This is a genomic window from Streptomyces sp. B1866, assembly GCF_031932565.1.
Classification (GTDB): domain Bacteria; phylum Actinomycetota; class Actinomycetes; order Streptomycetales; family Streptomycetaceae; genus Streptomyces.
On the sequence record NZ_JAVSCF010000035.1, the window covers coordinates 1 to 25,721 of the forward strand.

Consider the following 25,721-nt stretch of genomic DNA (forward strand, 5'->3'; position numbering starts at 1 on the left):
CTGCCGGCCGCGGAGGCCGACCGGCTGCGCGCGCGGGCCGGCACCGGCCCGGACGCCGCCCGCTACGCGCGCCCGGCCGCGCCGCCGCCCGCCCTGACCACCGCGCTGCACGACGGCTACAGCCCCGCCGACCTGTGCCTGCTGGTGCTCGACGGCAATCCCATGGTCGGGCCCGTGCTCGGCCGGGTGCGGCAGCGGCTGCTCGCGGCGCCCGCGCTGACGCGGGCCCAGGTGCCGGACGGGCCGGGCTTCCCGGCCGTACGGGGCCTGATCGCGCTGTCCGACGACGGCGGCGGCCTGCGCTACCCCGCTTTCCAGTTCGAGGCGGGCGGCATGCCCTGGCCGGCCGTGGTGGCGGTCAACGGGCTGCTGCGGGCCGACGCCGACCCCTGGGGCGCGGCCGACTGGTGGCTGTCGGACCACGCCTGGTGGGGCGGGCCGCCGGCCGGGCTGCTCGGCCACGCGCGGGACGCCGAGCTGTACGCCGCCGCGCGCGCCCTCACCGGCCAGGACCCGGACGCGGACGGGCGCGCGCCCGCGGACCCGGCCGACCCTCCGGCCCCCGAACGCGACGACCCCTCGAACCCGTCAGACCCCGCGCGCCCCGGACCCGCACGCCCCGGCCCCGACCGGCCTCGCGGCCAGGGCGCGTGACGTCGTGCCCAACCACCGCCCGCCCGCGGCCCTGCCCGGCACCCCGCACCAGGTCACCCTGCCCGCGGGCACGCCCGCCTACCGGGTGCACTCCGCGCACCGGTCCGCCACCGCCTTCAACCCGGTGCCCGCGCACGCCTTCTACGACGGCGGGCGGTTCGACAGCACCCCGTACGACCCGTACGGCTTCGTCTACGTCGGCCTCGGCGTGGCGGCGGCCGTGTGCGAGGCCCTGCTGCGCTCGGTGCCGTTCGCCGCCGACGGCGGGCCGCGGCTGATCCCGCGCGTGGCCGTCGAGCGGCGCCGCCTGTCGTACCTGCGGCTGGCGGCCGACACCGCCGTGGTGTCCCTGATGTCGGGCGCCGACCTGGCGGCCGTGGGCCAGGACACCTGGCTGGTCCACGCCGAGAGCGCGGAGTACCCGCAGACGCGCCACTGGGCGCACTGGATACGGCGGCGCACCGAGCCGTGGGCGCAGGGCTTCGTGTGGCCGTCCAAGCGGGAGCCGGCCGACCGGGTGGCGGTGCTGTTCGAGGACCGGTGCACGGCGCCGCCGCTGGAGCCCGCGGGCGCCCCGCCCGTCGACTTCGGCACCCCCGAGGGCGAGCGCTGGCTCAACGGCGTGCTCGCCCCGTACCACGCGCACGTCGCCCCGGCCCGACCCGCGGCCGTCCACCTCGCCACCACCAGCACCGGAACGGACATCTGACGCGCCATGACCCAGACGCCCGACTACGACCTCCGCCTCCTGCTGGAGGAGGTGAAGCGCAGGTGGGGTGGCGGCCTGGTGGAGTTGCCGCAGCTCGTCGCCCTCATCCGCGACCACGTGGGCTGCCCGGACGTGGACGATGTCTTCCCGCGCGTGTACGCGGACTGGCGCGCGCTGCCGCCGGGCACCCCGGCCTCCGGCGAGTTCGCCGGGTACGCGCTGACCCTGCTGACCTTGCTGGGCGTGCACCGCCAGTACGCCACCCCCGAGCAGGAGCAGGAACTGCTGGACGCCGCGCTGGCCCACGGGCCCGCCGACCCCCAGTGGCGGGCCGTGACGGTGGCCCTGTCCGCGATGTCCCCCGCGCAGGGAAGCGACCGGGCCGAGCTGGAGCGGCAGCTGGCCCGGCTGGAGCAGGCCCGCGCGGGGGTGGCGCCCGGCCCGGGTCGGGAGGCGGTGGACACCGCGTACGCCGCCGTACGCGCCCAGCTGGCGCAGACCAGGGGCGGGGAGGCGGACTTCGAGGCGGCCATCCGCGACCTTGAGTACGCGGCCCCCACCGCGGCGGCAGACCCCCGGGCGCGCGCCGTCTTCGCGCTGGACGTGGCCGGGCTGCGCGCCACCCAGGCCGCACGGCGTGAGGACCCGACCGCCCTGGCCGAGGCCGTGGCCGCCATGGAGGCGGCGCTGGCCCGGATACCGCCGGACACCCCCGGCCTGGTGGACTCCCGGTCGAGCCTGGAGGGCTTCCGGGGCGCCCTCGCCGCCCTGGGCGGGGCCGTCGGGTCGGCGGCCACCCCGCGGCCCGTGGCGGAGGTCCGGCGGGAGACGGCCGAACTGCCCGAGGACGCGCGGATCACCACGCTCGGGCAGGCAGGAATGGGCCGGATCATGCTGGCGGGGTCCGTGCGGGACACGCGGGCGCTCGGCGACGGCCTGGCCCTGCTGGAGGACGCCGTCTACCTGTTGGAACCCGACGACGAGCGGTGGGTGCGCTACGCGGGCGCCCTCGGCGTCGGCCACCTGATGCTGGCGAGCCTCACCCAGCGCATGGACGGGCTCGACCAGGGCATCTCCTGGCTGCGGCACGTGTTGCTGATCGCCCGCGGGCCGGAACACCCGCAGTGGGCCGCCACTGGTCGGCAACTGGCACGGGCCCTGCGGATGCGGGGCGACTACCGCGCCCTGACGGACGCCCGCGCGGGCCGCCGCGACCGCGACGAGGCCCGCCGGATCGCCGTCGAGGCGCTGCCGGGCATCGCCTGGAACGTACTGCTCCAGTCCGGTACGGCGTACGCGGCGCAGGTCGGCCGGGAGGCGGCGGAGGCCGCGCTGGAGGCGGCCCGCTGGTGCCTGGCCGACGGCGCGCACGAGGACGCCGTTCGGGCCCTGGACGCCGGGCGCGGCCTGGTGCTGCACGCGGCGACGGTGGCGGCCACGGTGCCGCGCATGCTGGACGAGCTGGGCCGGCCGGAGCTGGCCGAGGAGTGGCGGGCGGCGGGCGCGCCCCCGCCGGACCCGCTGGACCCGGGCGGCCTGGCCGCCGATCCGGGCCTGTCCGGCCCGTCCACCCGGCTGCGGCGGCGGGTGCTGGACGCGCTCGGGGCGTCCCCGTACCGCCGCCGCCTGATCGAGACGCCGCCGGTCGCCGAGATCGCCGCCGCGCTGCGCACGCTGGGCGCCTCGGCGCTGGCCTACCTGGTGCCCGCCGGTGACTACGTGCAGGCCGGGGCCGCCGTGCCCGGCACGGCCCTGCTGGTGCTCCCGGACGGCGCGGTGCGGCCGGTGCCGCTGCCCGGCCTGACCCTGGACGCGCCCGCGCTGACGGCCTACCAGGCGGCGGGCGCCCCGGGCCGCGACGCGGGCGGCCCGCCGCCCGGCCACGGCCCTGCCCCCGTCCCCGCGCCGCCCGCCCCGGACCAGGCGCGGGCCGCGCTGGAGCGGCTGTGCGACTGGGCGGGCGAGGCCGTGACCGGCCCGCTGCTGGCGCAGCTGCCGCGCCGCCCGGGCCGGGTGCCGTCGCTGGTCCTGGTGCCCATGGGGGCGCTGGGCATGGTGCCCTGGCACGCGGCACGCGCGGGCGGCCGCCGGGGCCGGGCGCGGTACGCGTGCGAGGACGCTCTCGTGTCGTACGCGCCCTCCGCGCGGCTGCTGTGCGAGGTCGCCGCCCGGCCGCCGGCCGGTCCGGGCCAGGCTCTCGTGGTCGGCGACCCCACCGGCGACCTGCGGCACGCGGGCGAGGAGGCCGACGCGATCCACCGCGTCTTCCACCCCGGCGGCGACCGCATGGACCACCGCACCGGCACCCCGGCCGCGGTCACCGGCTGGCTGGCCCGCCGGCGCGGCGGCACGCTGCACCTGGCCTGCCACGGCGTGGTCGAGCAGGGCGAGCGGCACTCGGCGTACCTGGCGCTGGCCGGCGGCCGGCTGGCCGCCGAGGAGCTGACCGAGAGCGCCGGCCGCTACGCCGGGCTGGAGCTGGTGGTCCTCGCGGCCTGCCGCACGAACGTCTCCGGGCGGGGCTACGACGAGGCGTACAGCCTGGCCACCGCGTTCCTCGTGGCGGGCACCCGCTCGGTGCTCGGCTCGCTGTGGCCGGTGCCCGACGAGGCGACGTCGCTGCTGATGTACATGGCCCACCACCACATGAACCGGGACGGCATGCCGCCCGGCCAGGCGCTGCGCGCCGCCCAGTTGTGGATGCTCGACCCGGGCCGCGCGGCGCCCGCGGACATGCCGCCGCGCCTGGCGGCCCGGGTGCCGCTGATCAAGGCGGACGACCTGGCGGGCTGGGCGGGCTTCACCCACCTGGGCTGGTGACGGTTCCCGCCCGCCCGCGCGGGACGGCCGTCAGTCGGCCCGGGGCGGGGTGAGTCGATCTTCGACCCGTCCGGGCGCCCTTACGGCTTACGGCACGGCGGTGCGGACGGCCACCGTCACCGTCCCCCACCGCCCCGGGCCCGGCTCGCCTCCGGCGTCCCGGCTGCCCGCCGGTCCCGCCCCCACGGCGGCGAGCCGCAGCACCGCGCCGCCGACGCCGCCGCGCGCCCCGGCGCCCGGGGAGGCCGGGGACCAGGCGGGGAGCCGGAACGGCTCGGTGTTCAGCTCGTTCTCGGCCACGATCAGCTTCAGCCAGTCCCGTACGGACGCGCCGGGCACCGCCGGTCGGCCCTCGGGGAGGTACAGCCAGACCGGTTCGCCGCGCAGGGCGAGGGCGGTGCGGCCGGGGCCGACGAAGTCGCCGGGGTAGAGGGCGGGGGAGGAGGCGTAGCTGTCGGTCAGGTCGAGCAGGACGCACCACAGCGTGCGGTCCGAGCCGTTGTGGATCCGTACCCGCACGCGCGGGGGCGTGCCGTCCGGGGCGTACGCGCAGCGGACCTCGCCGGTGGCGGTGTACGCGGCCTCGCCCAGGGCCGGGTCGATGGTCTCGACGGTGACGCGCACCAGGGACGACAGCGTGGGGTCGGGGTTGGCGAGGTCGCGCAGGCGGTGCCAGCGGGCCAGGTGGGCCAGGCAGTCGGCCACCCCCGCCGCGTCGGCGGCCGTCCGCAGCGGCAGCGGCGGCAGCGGGTACCCCGCGTCGCCGCCCAGCACCCGGGCCAGCCCGCCGTCCGCCGCCACGCGCAGCGGCGTGCCCGCGTCCGCTCCGGGCCCGTACGGCGAGGTGCCCGCGGCCGGGACGGGCCCGTGCGGCGGGCCGAGGGCCAGCAGCGGCGAGGCCCCGACCGCCTCGGCGACCAGCCGTACGGCCGGATCCGGGCCCCGGACGGTGACGGCGGCCGGCGGGAAGGCCAGGGCGGACGGGGTCACCGGGTGCACCGCGGCCCGGTCGGCCTCGGTGGGCCGCCAGCCCGCGGGCGCCACCCGGGAGACCTCCGGCAGCACCTCGCGGACCGTGACGACCCGCGCGGGAGCGCGATGACCGGGCGGGTCCCCGGCGGGCAGCAGCGTGAACTCGGCCCCGGCCGCCCGCAGCCCGTGCGCGGCCCCGCAGTCGACCTCCCAGCCCCCGGCGGCGTGGCGCAGCAGGAACGGCGCGCCGGGGGCGCCGCCGCCGAGCAGGAAGCGCTGGTCGCCCGGGCCCACCAGGGTCGGGTGCTGGCCGGGGCGCAGCCGCCGCACCCGGGCGTCGGCGAGGGCGTGCAGCTCGCGGTAGGTGGCCGCGGATCCGGCCTGGTCCAGGGCGCCCAGCAGCGCGTGGCTGAACAGGCCGTGGTGGCGGCCGTCCAGCGGGCCCTCGTGCGCCCGCTCGTCAAGGCGGCTGGCGGCCAGCAGCACGTGCTCGCGGGGCGCGGGACCCGGCCGTCCGCCCACGCGCGTGCCGGGCGTGTGCCACCACGACCGCCAGGCCACGCCTCGCGCGCCCGGGTCGTCCCCGCCCGCCGGGCCACTGCCGCCAGTCGCGGCGGCGCCGCCGTCCCGGGTCGCGCCGCCGGAGAAGCAGCAGTCCAGTACGGCGGCGGTGTGCGCGCCGCGCCCGGCGATGCCGTCCAGGAGGCCGCCGAGGTCCGCGTCGGCCAGCAGCGGCTGCCCGTCCTGGGCGAGGCTGTCGTGGCACACCAGCGCCTGGTGCCGGCCGGTCGCCTCGCGCGGGTCGTCCTCGCCGGTGTCGGCAGAGGCGCCGTGCCCGCTGAACCACAGCAGCGCCGTGTCGCCCGGCCCGCCGCGCCCGAGGTGCGTCTCGATGCCCGCGAGCACCGCGGCCCGGGTGGCCTGAGCGTCGGTCAGCACCCGGACGTCCGCGCGGAAGCCGGACTGCCGCAGCAACCACGCGCGGGCGGCCTCCACATCGTGGACACAGCCGCGCAGCGGCCGTTCCGGATAGTCGTTGATTCCCACCAACAGGGCATAAACGGTCCGCATGGGGCGAGCATGCCAGAGCGGCCAGGGCACACTCCGGGCGAACTCCGGTTGTTTCCGGGGCATATGGGGACCGGAAGGGTCCAACTCGCCGCTTACTGGTGTTCACTGTTGTCGCCCGGAGTGCGATGTGTGCTCCCGGGCTTCAGGGGGGCCCGCACGGCCCGCCCGTGACCAGCTGACCCGCCGCCGCGCCGGCGCCGGCCGTCTCCCGCCCGGCCGCCCGGTCACCGCCCGGCCGTAGGGCCGGCGGGCGGGCGGGCCGTGCGGGGATACCGCTCGTCCCGTCGGCACCTCCTGGTCGACCGCTCGTCAACCGCGTCCCCAGGGAGGCAGCCATGGCCGCCCGGCCCCCGTACCCGCCGCCGCACCCGTACGTGCCGCCCGGGCCCGTACCGCCCGCCCCGCCCGGACGGCGCCGCCCCGGCCGCCCGGGGCCTTCCGGACGCCCGGGGGAGGACTGGCCGACCGCGCGGGAGCTGCTGTCGCGCTCCCGCCGCTCCGGCTGCCTCCTGGTCCTCACGCTGCCGTTCATGGGCGCGCCCCTGGTGATATACGCCATGTACCGCTCGGCGCGCCGCTCCGCGCACCGGGTGTTCGCCGGGGACGGCGCCGCGCGCGTGCACGACCACGACGTGGCGCGGCTGAAGGGCTACCGGGCCGTGGCCGGGTTCGCCGTCTCCCTGCTGGTGCTGGCCGTCTACGGCGCCGAGAAGGACTGGTCGGAGTTCACGAACGGCGGGATGATCCGGATCGCGATCACGCCGTGGCTGCTGCTCGGCAGCGCGCCCCTGGTCATCTGGCTCATGCTGCGGACGGCCGCCGACCACCGGCGCCCGGCCATGAAGTCCGCGCTGCGCGGCCCCCTGCGGTCCGCGCTGGTCTACGTGGGCGTGCTGACCGCGGCGGTCGCGGCTCGCTTCACGGTCAATGCGCTCGGCGGCCTGAAGGACACCGGGAAGAGCGTGTCGGCCACGGCCGTGGTGGCGACTTTCGCCGTGATGCTCGTGTTCGCGTGGCTGTTCTTCTTCCTGATGGCCGCCTCGATCGTCCTGGCGCGCAACGGCTTCCGGACCGAGGAGGTGCACGCCACGCTCCCGGCCCTGCTGACCGCCGTCCTGGTGTGGGAGTTCGCCGGGGTCAGCCTGGCCGTCGACGGCCTGCCCCCGGGCCCGCCCCTGGTCCAGGCCGTCGCCTTCGTCGGCGGGCCGGCCTCGGTGTCGGCGCTGGCGTGGTGGGAGATCCACCGGCTGCGCACCCGGCACGGGGTGCGGCTGCGCGGCTGACGCCCCGCGCGGGGCGGCGGGACAGCTCGCGTCCCGCGCGGGGCGGCCGGACAGCTTCCGTCCCGCGCGGGCCGTACGCGCGCGAGGACGCACGCTGCGCGGTACGGGTCCGGGCCGCTCGCACGCGCGGGCGGCCCGGACCCGTACGCCCTACGCCAGGTGCCGGACGACGCGCCGCAGCTCGCGCGTGTAGCGCTCCCTGAACTCCGGCGAGTCCGGCTCCACGCCGAAGATGCGCCGCACCGCGTGCGGCAGGACGACCGGCGCCGAGACCGCCGCGAAGAACAGCAGCATCACGGCGGCCACGTCCAGGTCCTCGGCCAGCTCGCCCTCGGCCTGCCGCCGCCGCAGGTCGGACAGGTCCTCCGGCTCCTGCTCCCACCGCTCCCCGGCCAGCCCGCGCCACACGTCCAGGCGCACGCCGCGCGGGTCGCGGAAGGTCTCATCCAGGTAGCGGGCGACCAGCTCGTCCAGGGGGACGGCGGGGTCGTTGAAGGCCGCCTCGCGGCGCAGCCACTCGCGGCCCAGCTCCTCGTACAGCCCTTCCTTGCCGCCGAAGTAGTAGTTGATGAGCTGCTTGTTGACGCCCGCGCGGTCCGCGATGTCCTGCACGCGCGCGCCCGCGAAGCCCTTCCCGGCGAACTCCTCCTTGGCGGCCTCCAGCAGCAGCCGCCGGGACCGCTCGGCGTCGAGCTTGCGCTCGTCGGGCGCCGGGGCGCGGCGGGGGCTCCTCGGCGTGCCTGACGTCTCCGTCATCTCGTCCCCTCGTCGTACGTGTGCCCGACAGGCTAGCGGGAGGACGCCGACGCGGTCATCTATAGGTTTGACAACATCATCCAAATGGTTGAAGCATGGCCGCGACCACTGTAACGACCACTGAGCAAGGGGAGAACCCTCATGATCGTCGTGACCGGAGCCACGGGGAACGTCGGCAGGCACCTGGTGCGGGAGCTGGCCGAGGCGGGCGCCGAGGTCTGCGCGCTGACCCGCGACCCGCAGCGCGCGCGGGTGCCGGACGGGGTGCGGGTCGCGCGCGCGGACCAGGCGCCGCTGGCGGCCGCCACGGCCGTGTTCGTGCACCTGGCCGCCCTGTCGGGCGACGCCCTGACCGCGTTCCTGGCCGACGCCGTGCGGCAGGGCGTGCGGCGCGCCGTCACCCTGTCGTCGTCCTCCGTCCTGGACGCGCTGGACGGCCGTACGAACCCGATCGCCGCCCGCCACGCCGAGCTGGAGCAGGCCGTGGAGAAGTCCGGCCTGGAGTGGACGCACGTCCGGCCCGGCGCCTTCGACACCAACGCGCTGCAGTGGGCGGGCCAGATCCGCGCGACGGGCGTGGTGCGCGGGGCGTACGCGCGTGCCGCGTTCGCCCCGGTCCACGAGGCCGACATCGCCGCCGTCGCCGCCCGCGCCCTGCTCGGCGACGAACTGGTGGGCGCCACCCCCGAGCTGACCGGGCCGGAGCCGCTGACCTTCGCCGACCAGGCGCGCGTCATCGGCGAGGCCGTCGGCCGCCCGGTGCGCTACGAGGAGGTCCCCCCGGAGGAGGCGCGCAAGGCGATGGTCGGCGGCTTCCTCACCGAGGACATCGCCGACTCGCTGCTGCGCATCTACGCCAAGCTCGTCGACAGCCCCGCCGCGGTGTCGCCGGAGGTGGAGCGGATCACGGGCCGTCCGGCGCGTACGTTCGCGCAGTGGGCGCAGGAGAACGCGGCGGCCTTCCGCTGACGGGCCCCGGCCGGCGCGGCGGTCCGCGCCCCCGCCGGGCGGGGCGGCCGCGCCAGGCCCACCCGTATCCCGCCGCGGGCGCCGCCATACGGCCGTACCTTCCGCCCCGGGGGCCTGGCCGGCGGGACCGGTCAGGAGGCCCGGCGGGTGCCGCGCCGGCCGGCCTGCTTCTTCGGCGCGTCCTTCGCGGCCTTGCCCGTGCCCTTCTCCGCCGCCTTCGCCGTGCCCTTTCCGGAGGCCGCCTCGCGGGCCGGCGCCTTCTTGCGCGCCGCCGCCTTCTTCGTCTCCCCGGCGCCGCCCGCCGCGCCGCCCCGGGGACGCGGAGCGTCGCCGTCCGCCGCGGCCTCCTCGCCCCGGGCCCGCCGCGCGCTGCGCACGCTGTCCTGGAGCGCGGCCATCAGGTCCACCACCTGCGCCCCCTCGGGCCGCGCCCCGGGCTCGGCGGCGGGCACGGCCCCGGACGCCTTGGCCTCGACCAGCGACTCCAGGGCCTGGTGGTACTCGTCGCGCAGCGAGCCGATGTCCACCTCGCCGAGCGTGTCCATCAGCGTGTCCGCGAGGTCCAGCTCGGCGTCCCGCACCGTCACCCGCTCCTGCGGCGCCAGGCCCGCCGAGGCGCGCACCTCGTCCGGCCACAGCAGCCGGTGCAGCGCGATCACGTCGTCCACCACGCGCAGCATGCCCAGCCGCTCGCGCCCCCGGTGGGCGTACTTGGCGATGGCCACCTTCTCGCTGCGCTTGAGGGCCTCGCGCAGCAGCGTGTACGGCTTGGCGGCGGCGCTGCCGTTGGTGCCCAGGTAGTACGCGTCGCCCATCTGGAGGGGATCGATCTCGGAGGCGGGCACGAACGCCTCGATCTCCAGGGTGCGGGTCGTGGGCAGCGGCAGGTTGGCCAGGTCCTCGTCGGTGATCGGGATGAGGGCGCCGTCGGGGTCCTCGTAGGCCCGGCCGATCTCCTGCGCGTCGACCTGCCGGTCCTCCAGCTCGCACACCTTGCGGTAGCGGATCCGGCCGCCGTCGGCGGTGTGGATCTGCCGGAAGGAGACCGCGTGGTCCTCGGTGGCCGGATACATCTTGATCGGGATGCTGACCAGGCCGAAGGAAATGTTCCCCGTCCATATGGATCTCATGGTTCATCCCCTTCATGCCCTATGCGCCATTAAGTGGGATTCTTATCGTATGCCGCCGATCACGGAGGTGGCGGGCCGACGGCTGGCGCTGAGGAACCTCGACAAGGTCATCCACCCCGCCACGGGCACCACCAAGGGCGAACTGCTGCACTACGTCGCCCAGGCCGCCGGCGCCCTGCTGCCCCACCTGCGCGACCGCCCGCTGGCCTTCCTGCGCTACCCCGACGGTCCGGACGGCCAGACGTTCTTCACCAAGAACCCGCCCGCGGGCATGCCGTCCTGGGTGGCCACGGCCGAGGTGCCGCGCTCCTCCGGCGCCTCCCGGCAGGTGCTGGTGCAGGACCTGCCCGCGCTGATGTGGGCGGCGAACCTGGTGGTGGAGTTCCACGCCCCCATGTGGCGGGCGGGCGACGGGCGGGGCACGGCCGACCGGCTGGTGTTCGACCTCGACCCGGGCAGCCCGGCCACGGCCGTCGACTGCTGTACGGTCGCCCGCTGGCTGCGTGAGCGGCTGCGCGCCGACGGCCTGGAGGCGTACGCCAAGACCAGCGGCTCCAAGGGCCTGCACCTGCTCGTACCCCTGCGCCCGACCCCCTCCCGGCAGACCACCGCGTACGCGCGCGGGCTCGCGGTGGAGGCCGCCGCCGCCCTGCCCGGCCTGGTCGTGCACAAGATGACCCGCTCCCTGCGGCCGGGCAAGGTGCTGGTGGACTACAGCCAGAACGCGGCGGCCAAGACCACCGTCGCCCCCTACTCGCCGCGCGCCCGCCGCGAGCCTTCCGTGTCCACGCCGGTCACCTGGGCGGAGGTCGAGGGCTGTCGCGGGCCCGAGCAGCTGGCCTTCCGCATCGAGGACGTCCCCGCCCGGCTGGCCCGCCACGGCGACCTGCTGGCCCCCTTGTGCGACCCGGACCACGCTCACGCGCTGCCGCCGGGCGCGGGGGGCTGACGGTCCCGGCGGCCGGCCCGGGGCGACGAGGCCCCTACCCCACCAGGCCCCGCAGCTCCTCGAAGGCCGCGTCCACGGCGGCGGCCAGCGCCTCCGGGTCCGGGCCCGCCAGGCGGCGGCCCGCCTGGTAGCAGGCGAAGGCGAGCTGGGGGGCGAGCGAGGCGGTCAGCTCGGAGGCGCCCTGCGCGCGCAGGATGTCGCCCGCGGCCGCCGTGAAGCGCTGGAGCTTGCGGATGCTGCGGTCCCACAACTCGGGGTTCTCCGTGACGAGCCGCTCGTGCAGCGCGTACCGCTGCCCGTCCCGGGTCACCTCCGCGACCAGTACGGACATGGCCCCGCGCAGCCACTCCAGGGCCTCGGGCAGATCGGGCTCGGTCGCCTCGCGCGGCGGGACGTACCGCGCCCGCAGCTCGTCCATCAGCCGCTGCTCGTCCGCGAAGACGACCTCCTGCTTGTCGCCGAAGTACCGGAAGAAGGTCGTGCGGCCCACCTCGGCCCGCTCGGCGATGTCCGCGACGGTCACGTCGGCGAATCCGCGCTCGGCGAAGAGCGCGAAGGCGGCCTCCACGATCGTCTCTCTGACGCGCTGCTGCTTGCGCTCACGCAGGGGAGGTCGTTCGGGCACGGAAAACAGTATAGACACAGAGGCACTCCGGCCCTTATGGTACTGAGTACCAGGAGGTACGGAGTGTCTTCTGGGGTGCTCGTGCCCGTGTCCGACCGTGCCGGGGGTCGACGACCTGCCAGCGACGACCTGCCAGCGAGGAGCCGCCGTGACCGCACCGAACCACACCGTCATCATGACGGGCGCGAGCCGGGGGCTGGGCCGCAGAGCGGCGGCGTGCCTGCTGCGGGACTACCCCGACCTCCACCTCCTGCTGACCGTCCGGGGCCGGGCCTCCGACGCCGGGCGGCTGGCCGCCGGCCTCGCCGTCGAGACCGGCAATGCGAACGTGTCGGCTCTCCCCTGCGACCTGTCCTCCTTCGCCGACGTCCGCACGGCGGCCGGTGAGGCCCGCCGCCGGCTGGCCGGGGGCGACCTCCCGCCCCTCATCGGCTTCGTGGGGAACGCGGGCATCCAGATGACCTCCGCCACCCGCGCCACCGTCGACGGCTTCGAGACCACCTTCGCGGTCAACGTCCTCGCGCCCTGCCTGCTGGTGCGCCTGCTGCTCGACAGCTTCGCCCCCTTCGGCCGCGTCGTCCTGGTGGGCAGCGACGTCCACTTCGGCGACGCCCGGCACAACCTCGGCATGGTCCCCGCCCCCTGCTGGCAGCCCTCCGACCAGCTGGCCGAGCCCGGCACCGGCCCGGCCGCCGACACCGTGCGCGCGGGCCGCCGGGCCTACGCGACCAGCAAGCTCGGCGTGATCTACCTGGTCCACGCCCTGGCCCGCCGCCTCCCGCCCGGCATCGACGTGTACAGCTACAACCCCGGCCTCGTCCCCGGCACCGGCCTGACCAGGGACGCCGGCCCGGCCACCCGGCTCGCGGCGCGCACCGTCCTGCACGCCGCCCGGGCCACCCCCTTCGCCACCGGGCCCGAGCGCGCCGGGCGCCTGCTCGCGCGGGCGGCGGCCGGGCCCCGGCCCGGCGGGACCGGCGCCTACCTGGACCGGGGCCGTCCCACGCGCTCCTCGCCCGAGTCCTACGACGAGGGGCGCGAGGAGGAGCTGTGGGCGACGGCGGCGCGGCTCTGCGGCCTCCCCGCGGAAGTCGCGGACACCGGGCGCCGCGCATGCTGAGCCGCGCGCGGGCCGCCGCGTCACACCCCGGCCGGGCCCGCGGGCGCCGGGTCCGACGCCGCCAGCCCCCGCACGAACCAGTCCAGCCGCGCGCCGTCGTCCTCCACGCTGCGCCCGAGGTAGCCGAAGCCGCAGCGGCGGGCCACCGCCACCGACGCGGCGTTCTCCGGCTCCGCCCGGATCACCGCCTCGGCCGCCCCCGCCCGCGCCGCGTACCGGCAGGCGAGCAGTACCGCCCGGGTCGCCAGGCCCCGCCCGCGCCAGGCCGGATAGAGCCCGTAGGCGATGTTCACCTGCCCGGGGGCAAGCCCCGCCTGGCCGAACTGCACCTCGATCGTGCCCGCGAGCACGGCCCCGGCCGCCACCCGCACCCCGAAGGCGCGCACCGGCCCCAGCGTCTCCCACTGCTCCTCGCACCACCGCAGGTGCGCGTCCACCGTGGCCCGGGTGCCGGGGCCCCCGTTCAGCCATCGCACCAGCTCCGCGTCCTCACCGGCCAGGTGCGCCGCGGCGTCGTCCAGGCGGAGCGGGGACAGGACGACCTCCCCGTCGGTCAGCGTCAGGTCCGGCTGCTTCCCGTGCATACGGCGAGTCTCGCCACCGGGTCCCCGGCCGCGCCACCGGATTCCCCGATGTCGAGGGTGAGTCGGCCGGTTCCAGCCCGTGCGGGCGCGCGTGCTCCGCCCGGGGGCCGGAGCTCGCCCTTCACCGGCCCGCTCCCGGTCCGCACCAGCCGCTCGGGCGCCCAGCGGCCCGTCCCGTCCCGGCCCGCCCTGGTCTGGCCGGCCGCTCAGGCGTCCTCCGGCTCCGGGGGACCGGTGACGACGGCGGTGACCCGCGTTCCCGGGGCCAGCGCGCCGCGTTCGGCCAGGTCGTAGACGCAGGCGAGCATCTTGGCGACGTACCGCCGCTCCACCGCGAGCCCGTGCCGCTCCTCGAAGGCGGCGGCGAAGCCGGCCAGTTCGACGGGTACGCGCGCGAAGCCGCCGCCGTGGTGGTCGTGGTCGATGCGCCAGTTGCCGAACGCGCGCCCCCACCCGCGCTGGTGCAGCCGCGTCACCTCGTCCTCCAGGTATCCGGCGCCGCCGCGCAGCACCGCGACCCCCAGGGCCCGCGCCCCGGCGGGCAGCGCCGCGGCGATCCCGGCGAGCGTCCCGCCGGTGCCGACCGGGCAGCACACGAGGTCACGCGGACCGAGACCGGGCAGGTCGGCGGCGATCCCGGCGGCCCCTCGGGCGGCGAGCACGTTGGTCCCGCCCTCGGGCAGCACGTAGCACCGGCCCCACCGGCCGGGCAGGTCGCGCGGTGCCCCGGGGTCCTCGGCCTGTGCCTGTTGCCGCAGTCGCCGGTAGCGGCCCCGGTCCACGAACGCCAGCTCCATCCCGTACGCCTCGGCGCGCGCCAGCGACCAGTTGCGGGGAGCGCGGGCCAGCTCCTCGCCTCGGATGACGCCGACACTGGCCATGCCGCAGGCGTCGGCGGCGGCCGCGACGGCCCGGACGTGGTTGGAGTACGCCCCGCCGAAGGTCAGCAGCCGGGTGTGGCCCTCGGCCGCGGCGGCCTCCAGGTTGGGCAGCAGCTTGCGCCACTTGTTGCCGGGGACCAGCGGGTGGATCAGCTCGTCCCGCAACAGCCGCAGCCGCAGCCCCCTGCGTTCGAATCGCTCGTCGTGCAGATCCTGTACGGGGGAGGGGCGTCGGGGGTGCAGCGCGGTCACGTCCATGGGCACGGGCCCATTCTCCGCCGGGGCTCCCGAAGCTGCCGGGCTCCTGGGGTCGGCGGGGCTCCGCCGGTCCCCGGCTGCCCGTCAGGGGCCGACGGCCGGCCGTCGAGCGGCGGCCCCGGACCGCGCCGGCCCCCGTCCGCCTCCGTACGCCCACCCCGCGTACGGAGGAGCGTACGGGCCCGTACCCCCCGTCCACGTACGGGCCCGTACGCCGCTTACGCCTCCCGCGCGGCCCCTCCGCGCTGTCGGGTCCTGACCGGAGCCGGGGCCTCGGCCCGGAACCGACGAAGCCGCACCGGCGGGCGACCGGCCACACCCGAGGTTAGGCGCACCGGCGCGGCCGCACATTCCGCAGCGGATTGAAATGGATCTCCACCCGTGGTGGCAGCCGGGGGTAGACCTGAGGAGGACATCGGCGGTACGCGCGGGCGCGCCGCCGCGCCGCGCCGGCCGGTGTCCGGCACGCTGTGCCGGACACCGGCCGGCCCGCCGCGCACCGGTCGGCAGGGGGAGCGGCGGCGCGGACCGGCGGGGGCTGTTGCCCCGCGCGGGCCGACGTCAGGTGAGCGGTTCCACCCGCGCGGGCACGTGCTTGTGCCACGGGGTGCCGATGATGTGGTCGCGGCGGTGCGCGGGGGTCAGGTCGTTGGGTGCGGTGCCGGTGCGGCGGAAGACGCCGTCCTCGCCCGGGTGGTCGACGCCCAGGCCGTTGGGCAGGGCCAGGTGGCCGGGGTACATCGTGTCGGTGACCTCGACGACCGCCTCGGCCGAGCCCGCCTCGGTGACCACGCGGACGCGCGAGCCGGTGGCGATCGCGAGCGGACCGGCGTCGTCCGGGTGCATGCGCAGCGCGCCCTGGGCGTCGCGGCGGCGCCAGGCCGGGTCGCGGTAGATGGCGTTGGCGGTGAAGGCGCGCCGCTCGCCCGCCGACAGGACGAACGGGTACTCCTCGCTGGTCCAGTCGCTGCGCGCGGACGGCAGTTTCCGCAGCTCGTCCAGCAGTTCGGGGATCTCGGTGCGGATGCGCCGGTCGGGGTGGCAGACGTAGTTCCACGCGTCGGCGTAGTCGTCCACGGTGAAGGTGACGCCGGACTCGCCCGCCATGATCGCGTCGAACAGCCGCTCGCCCAGCTCGTGGCCGGTGCCGGTGAAGCCCGCGCGCCGCACCGCGTCCGGCTGGCTGAGGGCGGCCAGGTGGGCGATGCCCCACATCACGGCCGCCGACTCGGCGCCCTCGGGCAGGGTCGGCCCCAGGGTCTCCCGCAGGAGGTACGGGAAGACGCCCATCAGGTCGGGGCGGGCGGCCACGACGGCGAAGAACAGCAGGCTGAACGCGGCCCGCCCGCCGGTGGCCGCCGTGCGCAGGGCGCGCAGCAGCTTGTCGTCCACCAGGCCGATCTCGCGAATGACGGACCCGATGATGTCGTCCTCCGAGCGGGTGCCGGGCAGCGGGTCCAGCACGGGGCGGCGCAGGTGGAAGGTGTTGCGCGGGAACTCGACGTTGAAGAAGGTCGCCTCGTACTTCTCGAACTGGCTGCTGGCGGGCAGCACGTAGTCGGCCAGCCGCGCCGTCTCGGTGAAGGCCACGTCGATGACGACGCACAGGTCCAGGGCGGCCATCGCCTCCTTGAAGCGCGGCGAGTCGGCCACCGAGTGCGCCGGGTTGCCGCCGTCGACCCACATCGCCCGGATGCGGTCCGGGTGGTCGGCGAGGATCTCCTCGGCGATGAAGTTGGGCGGGAACAGGCCGCCGGCGAGCGGCGCGCCGGAGACGTGGGTGTGCGTGGGGCCGTCGGTCATCATCAGCCGGTTGGCGATGGCGTGCCCCAGCCGGGGGCCGACGGCGGGATACGTGGCGGACAGCAGCGCCGAGGCGAGACGGTCGGCGAGCGCGCGCCCCCGCCGCCGGGTGGCCAACCGGGGCACCAGGGACCGCAGCGGCCGCGCGGCGAGGCGCATGGCGGCCAGGGTGATCCGCTCCCGCGCCGAGGGCCGCTCGGGCAGCAGCCCGGACCCGGCGACGTACCACTTGCCCAGCAGCGGGAACATCCACGAGTGCACGTGCATCGCGCCGGGCTTGGCGAAGTTGCCGGTGAGAATCCACAGCAGCTTGTTCAGGTAGGAGCACAGCGTGCTGTTGGGGCCGTGCTCGACGCCCAGGTCCTCGTACGTGGACACGCTGGACGCGCGCGCGATGCGGCGGGTGGCGGCGCGCAGCAGGTCCTCCTCGACGCCGCAGCGCCGCGCGTAGTCGGCGACCGGCACCTCGGCGAGGGCCGCCAGCACCGGCTCGGTGCCGGTGGTGTGTTCGGCCAGCCAGGCGTGGTCGACGAGGTCCTCCTGGACGAGGACGCCGAGCATCGCGGCCAGGCACCACGCGTCGGTGCCGGGCCGCACCCGGAGGTGGAATTCGGCCAGGTCGGCGGTCTCGGTGCGGCGCGGGTCCACGACGATGATCGCGCGGTCCGGGTCGGCGGCCATCCGGCGCAGCGTCGGGCGGGCGTGCGGGAAGCTGTGCGACTGCCACGGGTTCTTGCCGAGGAACACCGCGACCTCGGACCGCTCGAAGTCCCCCTTGGTGTGGCTGCCGTAGAGCTGCTGGTCGACCCAGGTCTCGCCGGTCTTCTCCTGCGCCAGCGCGTTCGTGGAGTACTGGCCGCCCAGGCCCAGCAGCAGGGCGCGGTCGTAGACGGCGCACAGGTGGTTGCCCTGGCCGCCGCCGTAGTGGAGGATCGTGTGCCCGCCGTGGGCGTCCCGGACCGCGGCCAGCTTCGCGGCGATCTCGCGGATCGCGGTGTCCCAGTCGATCCGCTCGTACGTGCCGTCAGGCAGGCGGCGCAGCGGGCTGGTCAGCCGCTGCCTGCCGTTCTGGTAGTGGTCCAGGCGCAGGGGCTTCTCGCACGTGTAGCCCTGCGAGGCCGGGTGGGCCTTGTCCCCGCGGATCCGGGCGAACCGCCGGCCGTCGAGCTGGATCTCGATGCCGCAGTTGCACTCACACAGGATGCAGGCGGTCTTGCGCGCCGCTGACTGGACCATCCCGGGTACCGTCCCTTCGCACGCCGATTATGTATACCGAGCGATATAACTGTGTGCGCGTCACGGTAGAAGGCAGCTATGGGACGGGTCAACCCCGCGGAGCGACATGGGTACGCGGCGCGGCGTCCGTACGTACGGCGTCGTACGCGCGAGCGCCCGTACGCGCGTGACGGGGCGGCTGTCAGCCGTCCCCGCGCCGGGCGACCAGGTCGCCCAGGAGGGCGGACATCTCCTCGCGCACCCGGTCCAGCGGGCCGGTGCTGCGCTGCGCCCTGGCCAGCACCAGCGCGCCCTCGACGGCCGAGATGCTCAGCGTGGCCAGCCCCTCGGCGCGCCGCAGGGGCAGCCCGTACTGCCACAGGGCGGCGGACAGGGCGGCCTCCCAGGTGCGGAACGCCTCGCCCGCCACCTCGCGCGCGGCGGGCGCCTCGCCGCCCGCCAGCGCCCCGGCCGCGACCGGGCACCCGGCGTCGAAGCCGCTGTCGAGCATCTGCCGCCGGAAGTCGTCGACGATCGCCTGGAAGGCCCCCACGGGCCCGTGCTCGGCGGTCAGGGCGGTGAGGGAGGCGGCCATGTCCCGGCCGGCCCGGGCCGTGGCCTCCTCGGCGAGCTGGGCCTTGCCGCCGGGGAAATAGTGGTAGACCGAGCCGCGGGGCGCGTCGCCGCGCTCCACGACGTCCGACAGGGACGTGGCGGCCACGCCGCGCTCCCGGAACAGCTCCACCGCGCTGCCCATCATGCGCTCGCGTGCGTCAGACCGTCGTGCCATGCCGTAACCCCTGCTTCGGGACCGTCGGGACCCTCGGCGCTCCGGGCGCCGTGGTTGGCGCGCCATCGCCTATACCGATCACTAGAGAAATCTCTATGCTGTTCGGTATAGTCGATCCGCGGCATGGATGAGGATAGCCGCAGGCGGCGAAGGGAGCGCGGCGGAATGCCCGGCCGCCTGGGCTGTCCCCGCACGCGTGCCGGGCCCGGTGACCCTTGCCTCCGGGCCCGGCACGCGCCATGCCCCGGCACGCCGACGCGCACCGGGGCATGGTGTCTGGCGGGCCCGTACGTGCGGTACGGCGCCCCGGGCCCGTCAGCGGCGGCTGTGCAGCTCCAGGCTGGTGCGCACCGCGCTCTCCAGCGCGCCCTCGATCCAGGCGGGCTTGAGGCTGGTGTGCTCGCCCGCGAAGTGCACGCGCCCCTCGACGGTCCGCGCCGCCGCGTGGTGCTCGTGCAGCTGGCCCGGCGTGAAGATGACCGCCTCGCCCAGCGCGTACCGGGCGCGCACCCAGGACTGGGTGGCGCCGGTGCCGGTGTACTCGTCGTACACGCGCGGGCCGAACATCCGGGCCATGTTCTCCAGCGCGAAGTGGTACCGCTCGCCCTCGGTCAGCGAGTCCCACCGGATGGCGTCGTCGGACCACGTGTACGAGGCCAGGACCACGCCGCCGTCGGAGTCCTCGACGTGCGAGGGGAAGTACGTGAAGCGGTTGGCGCTGTCGGACACGCAGCCGCCGCCGGTGAACCCGTCGCGGCCCCGCTCCCAGAAGCGCGTCTTGAACTCCAGCAGCACCTTGGTCGCCGAGTCGTAGTGCAGCTCGGTGACGGCCCGCCGCTTCGGGTAGGACAGCAGCGGCTCGAACTCGCAGAACCGCAGTGCGCTGAACGGCACGGTGACGATGGCGTAGTCGCCGGTGAACGTCTCGCGCGGGGCCTGCGGCGCGCCGTCGCAGGAGTCCTCGGTGCCCGACTCGGCGGTCGTCTCGATCCGTACGCCGGACCGGGTCTGCACCAGCCGGGTCATGCGCCGGTTCATGTGGATGACGTCGGCCAGGGGCTTGGCGAGGGCGTCGGTGAGGGTCTGGGTCCCGCCCTTGAACTCCCAGTACCGGGCGCCCGGGTTGATCAGGGAGTGGTCCATCAGGGTCGGGAACAGCGAGTAGTGCAGGCGGGACGTCATGTTCTCCAGCGTCCCGGCCGCCTGGATGCGGGACAGGTCCCACCCGGCGTGCTCGACCAGGAACCGGTGGGTGGAGTAGTCGTCGAACCGGCTGATGATGTCGGTCCACGCCTCGATCTGCTCGTTGACCGGGGCGTCCGCCGGGACCGTCGCGTCGGCGAGCGCCCGGTCGACGGCGGCGGCCATGGTGGTGGTGTCGGTCGCGCCGAAGCTCCGGTTGATCTGGGCGGGGTTCTGCGCGTACTGGGCGCGGGTGATCTGCTGCCCGTTGACGCGTATCAGGGTGCGCCGCACGGCGGCGGGCGCGCGGAACTCGGTCGGGTCGCCGTTGGTCCAGGTCTCCCCGGTGAAGGCCCGGTACGTCACCGGCGGCACGTCGCCGGTCGGGCGGGTGCCCGGCGCGATGTCCGCGTTGTAGAACAGGCGGCGCTCCAGGCCGAGCTTGTCGGACAGGGCCAGGACCAGGGGGTGCACGTCGGGCATGCGCATGGCGCCCGCCTCGGCGTGCAGGGCCTTGTCCTGGAAGACCCGGCGGAAGGTCTTGATCCGGCCGCCGACGCGGTTGCCGTTGGCCTCGATGACGGTGACGCGGTGGCCCGCGTCGCGCAGCAGGGTCGCGGCGGCGAGACCGGCTATCCCGGCGCCGACGATGAGCACCTTCTTGGGGCTGGTCGTGCGCGGCAGCCCGCGGTCGATGAGGATGCGCAGGTACTCCAGCTTCAGGTCCTCGTCGCGGTCGCCGACCAGAAGCATGGTGCGGGCCAGGTCGCCGCTGGCGTCGCGGTCGCGGCGGCCGGCGCGGGGACGGGGGCGGGCGCCGGCCGGGGCGGTCCGGCCGGCGGCGGAAGCGGGCGGGGCGGCCAGGGCCCCGGCGGAGGTGAGAGCGGTTCCCGCGGTGAACGCGGCGGCGCCGAGGAATCCACGGCGCCGAACGGTGTGTGAGGAGTCCGTTGTCACGGCGGGCAGGCTAGCGCCGCACTAATTCGACTAAGTGCAGTATTCCTTACAATCAAGATCATAATAACATTCAGGATCACTCATTTGGGCGTTATAGCTTTTATTTCAAACCACACGTGAGAGTGATTCGCGGGCGCGTCCGGTATCCGCGCGCCCCCTGTTCGCGCCGTCGCGCACCGCCTGGTCCACTCTACGGAAGGCCGTCAGGTGCCGTCGGCGCGAAGGCCCGGGAAAGGGACGAGGGACCGTCAGGACGCCGTCGCCGCCGCGGCGGCGCGCCCGGCCGCGCGGCCGGAGAACAGGCAGCCGCCCAGGAACGTGCCCTCCAGCGAACGGTAGCCGTGTACCCCGCCCCCGCCGAATCCGGCCACCTCCCCGGCCGCGTACAGGCCCGGCAGTACGCTGCCGTCCGCGCGCAGCACCCGGCCCGCGAGGTCCGTCTGCAACCCGCCGAGGGTCTTGCGGGTGAGGATGTGCAGCCGCACGGCGATCAGCGGGCCCGCCTTCGGGTCCAGCAGCCGGTGCGGGGCCGCGGTGCGCAGCAGCCGCTCCCCGCGCGAGCGGCGCGCGTTGTGGATGGCCATCACCTGGAGGTCCTTGGCGAAGGGGTTGGCCAGCTCGCGGTCCCGGGCCTCGATCTGGCGCCGCACGCCGTCCAGGTCGACCAGCGGCTCGTCGGTGAGCCGGTTCATGCCCGCCACCAGCTCCGGCAGCGTGTCCGCGACGACGAAGTCGGCGCCCTTGTCCAGGAACGCCCGCACCGGGCCGCTCGGGCCGGGCCGCACCCGCCGCAGCACCTCGGCGAGGCTCTTGCCCGTCAGGTCCGGGTTCTGCTCCGAGCCCGACAGTGCGAACTCCTTCTCCACGATCTTGTGGGTGAGGACGAACCACGAGTAGTCGTAGCCGGTGTCGGCGATGGCCTTGAGGGTGCCGAGGGTGTCGAAGCCCGGGAAGTTCGGCGCGGGAAAGCGCCGGCCCCGCGCGTCCAGCCACAGCGAGGACGGGCCGGGGATGATGCGGATGCCGTGCCGGTCCCAGATCGGGTCCCAGTTCTGGATGCCCTCGGTGTAGTGCCACATCCGGTCGCGGTTGACCATGCGGGCCCCGGCCCGCTCGCTGATCGCCAGCATCCGGCCGTCCACGTGCGCGGGCACGCCGGTGACCATGCTCCGGGGCGCCGGGCCGAGCCGGGCCGGCCAGTTGGCTCGTACGAGCTCGTGGTCGCCGCCGATGCCGCCGGAGGTCACCACCACCGCCTGCGCGGACAGCTCGAACGCGCCGGTGGCCACGCGCGAGCTGGCCGTGCCCCGGGCCGCGCCGCTGGGCTCCAGCACCGCGCCGCGCACGCCGGTGACCGCGCCGCCGGTCACCACCAGCTCGTCCACCCGGTGCCGGAAGCGCAGGACCACCCGGCCCCGCTCGGCCGCCTCGCGCACCCGCCGCTCGAACGGCGCCAGCAGCCCCGGGCCCGTACCCCAGGTGATGTGGAACCGCGGCACGCTGTTGCCGTGCCCGTCGGCCAGGTAGCCGCCGCGCTCGGCCCAGCCCACGACGGGCACGAACCGCACCCCCAGGCCGTGCAGCCACGCCCGCTTCTCGCCGCACGCGAAGTCCACGTACGCGCGGGCCCACTGGTACGCCCAGTGGTCCTCGCCCGCCGGGTCGTCCACGCCCCGGTCGAAGCCCGCGGTGCCCAGCCAGTCCTGCCACGCCAGCTCGGGCGAGTCCGCGATGCCCGTGCGCCGCTGCTCGGGCGAGCCGACCAGGAACAGCCCGCCGAACGACCAGAACGCCTGACCGCCCAGGCTCGCCTCCGGCTCCTGGTCGACCACGACCACCCGGCGGCCGGCGTCGGCCAGCTCCGCGGCGGCGGCGAGCCCGGCCAGCCCGCAGCCGACGACGATGACGTCAGCGTCCATCCGTATCGCTCCCTTCGGCGGACCCGCGGGGCCCGGGCCGCCGGCGGCCCGCTCTCCGGCCTCTCCGGCTTTTTCAGTCTCCGGGCTTCCGGGCCGCTCCGGCCTTTTCACCCGCCCGCGCGGGCGGGTGAAAACCTGCCCGCGGCCCGCCCCGCACCGTATCGGATACGTACGTGAATCCGATACTCTTGTGTATCGTCGGAAACGTCACCGCGCCGGGAGGGCCCGATGCCCAAGGGCACCACGAAGCGCCGCCCGCGCACCCGGGCCGCGCTGCTGCGGGCGGCGCTCGCGGCGTTCGCCGAGCACGGCTTCCAGGCCACCACCATCGAGCAGGTCTGCGCCCGCGCGGGCTACACGCGCGGCGCCTTCTACTCGAACTTCAGCAGCAAGGAAGAGCTGTTCCTCGCCCTGTTCGACGAGCACAGCGAGCAGACCGTCCGCCGCCTGACCGCCCTGGTCGACGCCATCCCGGCCGACGACCTGACCGTGGAGCGGCTGGTGGAGCAGGTCTGCCGCGTCGAGCCGGACGAGCGTGACTGGTACCTGGTCACCACCGAGTTCACCCTGCACGCCATCCGCGACCCGCAGGCCGCCTGGGTCCTCGCCCAGCACGACGCCCGGCTGCGCGCCGAGCTGGCCCGCGGCCTCACCACCCACCTGGGCCGTGCCGGCCTGGCCCTGACCGTCGACGCCGACGACCTCGCCCGCCTCCTCATCGCCCTGCGCGAGGGCGGCCTGGCGCAGAGCTACGTCGAGCCCGACCGGCTGCCGCCCGGCGCGCTGGAGCGCCGCTTCCTGCCGCGCATCCTGGCCGCCGTCACCGAACGGCGGCCGCCCGGCGACGGCTGACGCCCCCCGCCCGCTCCCCGGCCCCTGTGTCGGCGCCTGGCGGCGCCGTGTCGGCGGCGCGGGCCGTGTGACGGCGGCCTGTCGGCGGTTTGTCGACGCGGCGGGCCAGGCTCGGGGCGTACGGAAGATCCGCGGTACGACGTTCCGTACGACCCGTACGGACGCCGCGCCGGACCCCGTAACGGCACACCCGGCGACGCGGCCCGCACCCCTGCCCGGCCGCCGTGCGCCCGCGCCGGCACTCCCGCGCGTACGGCACGCCCGCGCGGAAGCGCCGTACGCGCGGGAGTGCCGTTCCGCCGGACGACAGGCGTCCGCAGGACCACGACAAGGAGATCGCCATGTCCTCATCACCCCCCACCCCCGCCACCCCGTCCACCCCGTCCGGCCGGGCCGGGACCCCGCGGGCCACCAGCGTCCTGATCTCCGGCGCCAGCATCGCCGGCCCCGCCCTCGCCTACTGGCTCGACCGGTACGGCTTCGACGTCACCGTGGTCGAGCGGGCGCCCTGGCTGCGGCCGGGCGGCCAGCCCGTCGACGTGCGCGGCGCCGGGCTGGAGGTGGCCGAGCGCATGGGCGTGGCCGGGGCGGTACGCGCGCGCCGCACCGGCATACGGGGCGTGTCGATCGTCGACGACGAGGGCGCGGAGCTGTTCCGCAGCACCGAGCGCGTGGCCACGGGCGAGGCGGTCGGCGGCCCGGACGTGGAGATCCTGCGCGACGAGCTGTGCGAGATCCTGTTCGCCGCGGGCGGAGGCGCGGACGGCCGGATCGAATACCTGTTCGGCGACTCGATCGCCGCCCTCACCCAGGACGAGGACGCGGTGCGCGTGGTCTTCGCCGGCGGTGCGCGGCGCACGTTCGACGTCGTCGTCGGCGCCGACGGCGTGCACTCCGCGACCCGCCGCCTGGCCTTCGGACCGGAGGAGCGCTGTCTGCACTTCCTCGGCAGCTACCTGGCCGTGTGGACGGCCCCCAACGACCTGGGCCTGGACCGCTGGCAGGTCGTCTACCGGCGCCCGGGCAGCGGCACGTGGGGCGGGATGGTGATGAGCGTCCGGGACAACGCGGAGCTGCGCGTCTTCGTCGGCATGGAAGCGGACGAGCCGCCCGCGCGGTCCGCGCGTACCGAGGACCACAAGCGCCTGGTGGCCGCGGTGTACGCGGGCGCGGGCTGGGAGATGCCCCGGCTGCTGGAGCGGATGTGGGACGCCCCGGACTTCCACTTCGACTCCCTGGCGCAGATCCGCATGGACTCCTGGTCCCGCGGCCGGGTCGTGCTGCTGGGCGACGCGGGCTACTGCGGCTCGCCCGCCACGGGGCAGGGCACGACCCTGGCCATGGTCGGCGCGTACGTGCTGGCGGGGGAGCTGAAGGCGGCGGGCGGCGACCACCGGGCGGCCTTCGCGGCGTACGAGCGGAGGCTGCGCGCGTACGTGACGGCCAACCAGGACATCGCCCCGGCCAACCTGAAGCGGCTGCGCGAGGGGTTCACGGCCGACCCGCGCGAGGAGGACCCGTTCGCCATCACCGAGGACTTCATGGAGGTCTACGCGGGGCTCAGCGACTTCCCGCTGCCGGACTACTGACACCGGCGCCGGACCCGCCGGGCCCCTGGCCGCGGCGGCCGGTCCCGGCGGCGCCGCACCCCCGGCGACGGCCCCCACAGCCCGGGTGCGGCGCCGAACTCCGGCCGCCCGGCCCCCGTCCGCGGCGCCCGCGCGGCCGGTGCGGCCCGCCGCCCGGCCGCCTCGCAGCCCCTACCAACCGGTAGCACCCAGGCGGACTCCGCCGCGCCGCCACCCGCGCAACGCCGTGCCGTCCAGGGACTGGGACGGCGGCTGTCGTATGGGTAGCGTAGCGTCGTAACGGGGGTGATCGACGGGTGTCGCAGACGGTTTTACGGACCGGTGGCGGGCCATGCGCGCGTGCCGTGCCACGGCCGCACGCCGGGCGCCCGTCGCCCGGGATTCCGCGCGCCCCGCGCCGCGCCGCACGCCGTCCGACGCTCCGACCGGCCGCTCTTCCGGGCCCTGCCGCCGCGCCCCGCCCGTCCCGCCTCGCGCCCCCCGTCCTGCCGAGGCTTTCGTGGGCGACACGAAGAAGTCACATACGTAACTATTATGAGTTATTTACCGCGATATTCGCGACTTTTCGGGTCTTTCGGCCACTGGGGCCGCGTGGCGCGCGGCACCGCCGAGCCGGGCTGATGGGAGGGCGAG

At 76.0% G+C, this 25,721-nt stretch carries 19 protein-coding genes; 9 read left to right on the forward strand and 10 right to left on the reverse strand.

Features of this window, described 5'->3' with window-relative positions:
- The 3 genes from RKE29_RS07965 to RKE29_RS07975 all read left to right on the forward strand — a co-directional run.
- On the forward strand, positions 1 to 654 hold a 654-nt coding region (locus RKE29_RS07965; protein ID WP_312004367.1), incomplete at its 5' end, for a hypothetical protein.
- A gap of 4 nt (positions 655 to 658) precedes the next feature.
- Positions 659 to 1,363, forward strand: coding sequence for an RES family NAD+ phosphorylase (locus RKE29_RS07970; protein WP_312004368.1), 705 nt, complete (start codon positions 659 to 661; stop codon positions 1,361 to 1,363).
- A 6-nt stretch (positions 1,364 to 1,369) separates the two neighbouring features.
- Entirely contained in the window at positions 1,370 to 4,183 is a 2,814-nt protein-coding gene (locus RKE29_RS07975) for a CHAT domain-containing protein (RefSeq protein WP_312004369.1), read from the forward strand.
- Between the two features lie 87 nt (positions 4,184 to 4,270).
- Here RKE29_RS07975 and RKE29_RS07980 read toward each other — a convergent pair whose 3' ends face one another.
- Positions 4,271 to 6,226 (reverse strand): caspase family protein, encoded by a 1,956-nt coding sequence (locus RKE29_RS07980; RefSeq protein ID WP_312004370.1) that lies wholly within the window; start codon positions 6,224 to 6,226, stop codon positions 4,271 to 4,273.
- 335 nt (positions 6,227 to 6,561) lie between these two features.
- Here RKE29_RS07980 and RKE29_RS07985 point away from each other — a divergent pair, with 335 nt between their 5' ends.
- Positions 6,562 to 7,509 carry a hypothetical protein gene (locus RKE29_RS07985; RefSeq protein WP_312004371.1) on the forward strand — a complete coding sequence of 316 codons (948 nt, stop codon included), beginning with the start codon at positions 6,562 to 6,564 and terminating at the stop codon, positions 7,507 to 7,509.
- A 150-nt stretch (positions 7,510 to 7,659) separates the two neighbouring features.
- On the opposite strand, the gene RKE29_RS07990 is transcribed toward RKE29_RS07985, so the two are convergent.
- Positions 7,660 to 8,265 carry a TetR family transcriptional regulator gene (locus RKE29_RS07990; protein WP_312004372.1) on the reverse strand — a complete coding sequence of 202 codons (606 nt, stop codon included), beginning with the start codon at positions 8,263 to 8,265 and terminating at the stop codon, positions 7,660 to 7,662.
- Between the two features lie 141 nt (positions 8,266 to 8,406).
- Between RKE29_RS07990 and RKE29_RS07995 the strand changes: the two genes are divergently transcribed.
- Positions 8,407 to 9,234 carry an NAD(P)H-binding protein gene (locus RKE29_RS07995; protein ID WP_312004373.1) on the forward strand — a complete coding sequence of 276 codons (828 nt, stop codon included), beginning with the start codon at positions 8,407 to 8,409 and terminating at the stop codon, positions 9,232 to 9,234.
- A gap of 131 nt (positions 9,235 to 9,365) precedes the next feature.
- Here the strand turns inward: RKE29_RS07995 and RKE29_RS08000 are convergent, their stop codons facing one another.
- Positions 9,366 to 10,364: a Ku protein gene (locus RKE29_RS08000; protein ID WP_312004374.1), complete on the reverse strand. Its 999-nt coding sequence runs from the start codon at positions 10,362 to 10,364 to the stop codon at positions 9,366 to 9,368.
- Positions 10,365 to 10,413: 49 nt separating this feature from the next.
- Here RKE29_RS08000 and ligD point away from each other — a divergent pair, with 49 nt between their 5' ends.
- The gene (gene ligD, locus RKE29_RS08005) at positions 10,414 to 11,313 is read left to right on the forward strand and encodes a non-homologous end-joining DNA ligase (protein ID WP_312004375.1); all 900 of its coding nucleotides are present in this window, start codon (positions 10,414 to 10,416) and stop codon (positions 11,311 to 11,313) included.
- Between the two features lie 34 nt (positions 11,314 to 11,347).
- Here ligD and RKE29_RS08010 read toward each other — a convergent pair whose 3' ends face one another.
- Positions 11,348 to 11,938 (reverse strand): helix-turn-helix domain-containing protein, encoded by a 591-nt coding sequence (locus tag RKE29_RS08010; protein WP_312004376.1) that lies wholly within the window; start codon positions 11,936 to 11,938, stop codon positions 11,348 to 11,350.
- Positions 11,939 to 12,086: 148 nt separating this feature from the next.
- Between RKE29_RS08010 and RKE29_RS08015 the strand changes: the two genes are divergently transcribed.
- Positions 12,087 to 13,058, forward strand: coding sequence for an SDR family NAD(P)-dependent oxidoreductase (locus RKE29_RS08015; protein WP_312004377.1), 972 nt, complete (start codon positions 12,087 to 12,089; stop codon positions 13,056 to 13,058).
- Positions 13,059 to 13,078: 20 nt separating this feature from the next.
- Here RKE29_RS08015 and RKE29_RS08020 read toward each other — a convergent pair whose 3' ends face one another.
- From RKE29_RS08020 to RKE29_RS08045, 6 genes are all read right to left on the reverse strand, one after another.
- Entirely contained in the window at positions 13,079 to 13,642 is a 564-nt protein-coding gene (locus RKE29_RS08020) for a GNAT family N-acetyltransferase (protein WP_312004378.1), read from the reverse strand.
- A 206-nt stretch (positions 13,643 to 13,848) separates the two neighbouring features.
- Positions 13,849 to 14,781, reverse strand: coding sequence for a pyridoxal-phosphate dependent enzyme (locus tag RKE29_RS08025; RefSeq protein WP_312004389.1), 933 nt, complete (start codon positions 14,779 to 14,781; stop codon positions 13,849 to 13,851).
- 561 nt (positions 14,782 to 15,342) lie between these two features.
- Positions 15,343 to 17,820, reverse strand: coding sequence for a molybdopterin-dependent oxidoreductase (locus tag RKE29_RS08030; RefSeq protein ID WP_312004379.1), 2,478 nt, complete (start codon positions 17,818 to 17,820; stop codon positions 15,343 to 15,345).
- A gap of 181 nt (positions 17,821 to 18,001) precedes the next feature.
- Complete coding sequence (locus RKE29_RS08035) at positions 18,002 to 18,589, reverse strand: helix-turn-helix domain-containing protein (RefSeq protein WP_312004380.1); 588 nt, start codon at positions 18,587 to 18,589, stop codon at positions 18,002 to 18,004.
- A 315-nt stretch (positions 18,590 to 18,904) separates the two neighbouring features.
- Positions 18,905 to 20,728, reverse strand: a complete 1,824-nt coding sequence (locus RKE29_RS08040; protein WP_312004381.1) for an FAD-dependent oxidoreductase — start codon at positions 20,726 to 20,728, stop codon at positions 18,905 to 18,907.
- Between the two features lie 248 nt (positions 20,729 to 20,976).
- Positions 20,977 to 22,653: an FAD-binding dehydrogenase gene (locus RKE29_RS08045; RefSeq protein ID WP_312004390.1), complete on the reverse strand. Its 1,677-nt coding sequence runs from the start codon at positions 22,651 to 22,653 to the stop codon at positions 20,977 to 20,979.
- Between the two features lie 222 nt (positions 22,654 to 22,875).
- Between RKE29_RS08045 and RKE29_RS08050 the strand changes: the two genes are divergently transcribed.
- Together RKE29_RS08050 and RKE29_RS08055 are read left to right on the forward strand one after the other, a co-directional pair.
- Entirely contained in the window at positions 22,876 to 23,499 is a 624-nt protein-coding gene (locus RKE29_RS08050; RefSeq protein ID WP_312004382.1) for a TetR/AcrR family transcriptional regulator, read from the forward strand.
- Positions 23,500 to 23,840: 341 nt separating this feature from the next.
- A complete protein-coding gene (locus tag RKE29_RS08055) occupies positions 23,841 to 25,088 on the forward strand; it encodes an FAD-dependent monooxygenase (RefSeq protein ID WP_312004383.1) in 1,248 nt (415 codons plus the stop codon).
- Positions 25,089 to 25,721: the final 633 nt, after the last annotated feature.

What these genes read in the sequence shown, in the direction of transcription:
- RKE29_RS07975 (WP_312004369.1), top strand. Translation starts at nt 1,370, where the DNA reads ATGACCCAGACGCCCGACTACGACCTCCGCCTCCTGCTGGAGGAGGTG.
- RKE29_RS07980 (WP_312004370.1), bottom strand. Translation starts at nt 6,226, where the DNA reads ATGCGGACCGTTTATGCCCTGTTGGTGGGAATCAACGACTATCCGGAA.
- RKE29_RS07985 (WP_312004371.1), top strand. Translation starts at nt 6,562, where the DNA reads ATGGCCGCCCGGCCCCCGTACCCGCCGCCGCACCCGTACGTGCCGCCC.
- RKE29_RS07990 (WP_312004372.1), bottom strand. Translation starts at nt 8,265, where the DNA reads ATGACGGAGACGTCAGGCACGCCGAGGAGCCCCCGCCGCGCCCCGGCG.
- RKE29_RS07995 (WP_312004373.1), top strand. Translation starts at nt 8,407, where the DNA reads ATGATCGTCGTGACCGGAGCCACGGGGAACGTCGGCAGGCACCTGGTG.
- RKE29_RS08000 (WP_312004374.1), bottom strand. Translation starts at nt 10,364, where the DNA reads ATGAGATCCATATGGACGGGGAACATTTCCTTCGGCCTGGTCAGCATC.
- ligD (WP_312004375.1), top strand. Translation starts at nt 10,414, where the DNA reads ATGCCGCCGATCACGGAGGTGGCGGGCCGACGGCTGGCGCTGAGGAAC.
- RKE29_RS08020 (WP_312004378.1), bottom strand. Translation starts at nt 13,642, where the DNA reads ATGCACGGGAAGCAGCCGGACCTGACGCTGACCGACGGGGAGGTCGTC.
- RKE29_RS08025 (WP_312004389.1), bottom strand. Translation starts at nt 14,781, where the DNA reads ATGGACGTGACCGCGCTGCACCCCCGACGCCCCTCCCCCGTACAGGAT.
- RKE29_RS08030 (WP_312004379.1), bottom strand. Translation starts at nt 17,820, where the DNA reads ATGGTCCAGTCAGCGGCGCGCAAGACCGCCTGCATCCTGTGTGAGTGC.
- RKE29_RS08035 (WP_312004380.1), bottom strand. Translation starts at nt 18,589, where the DNA reads ATGGCACGACGGTCTGACGCACGCGAGCGCATGATGGGCAGCGCGGTG.
- RKE29_RS08050 (WP_312004382.1), top strand. Translation starts at nt 22,876, where the DNA reads ATGCCCAAGGGCACCACGAAGCGCCGCCCGCGCACCCGGGCCGCGCTG.
- RKE29_RS08055 (WP_312004383.1), top strand. Translation starts at nt 23,841, where the DNA reads ATGTCCTCATCACCCCCCACCCCCGCCACCCCGTCCACCCCGTCCGGC.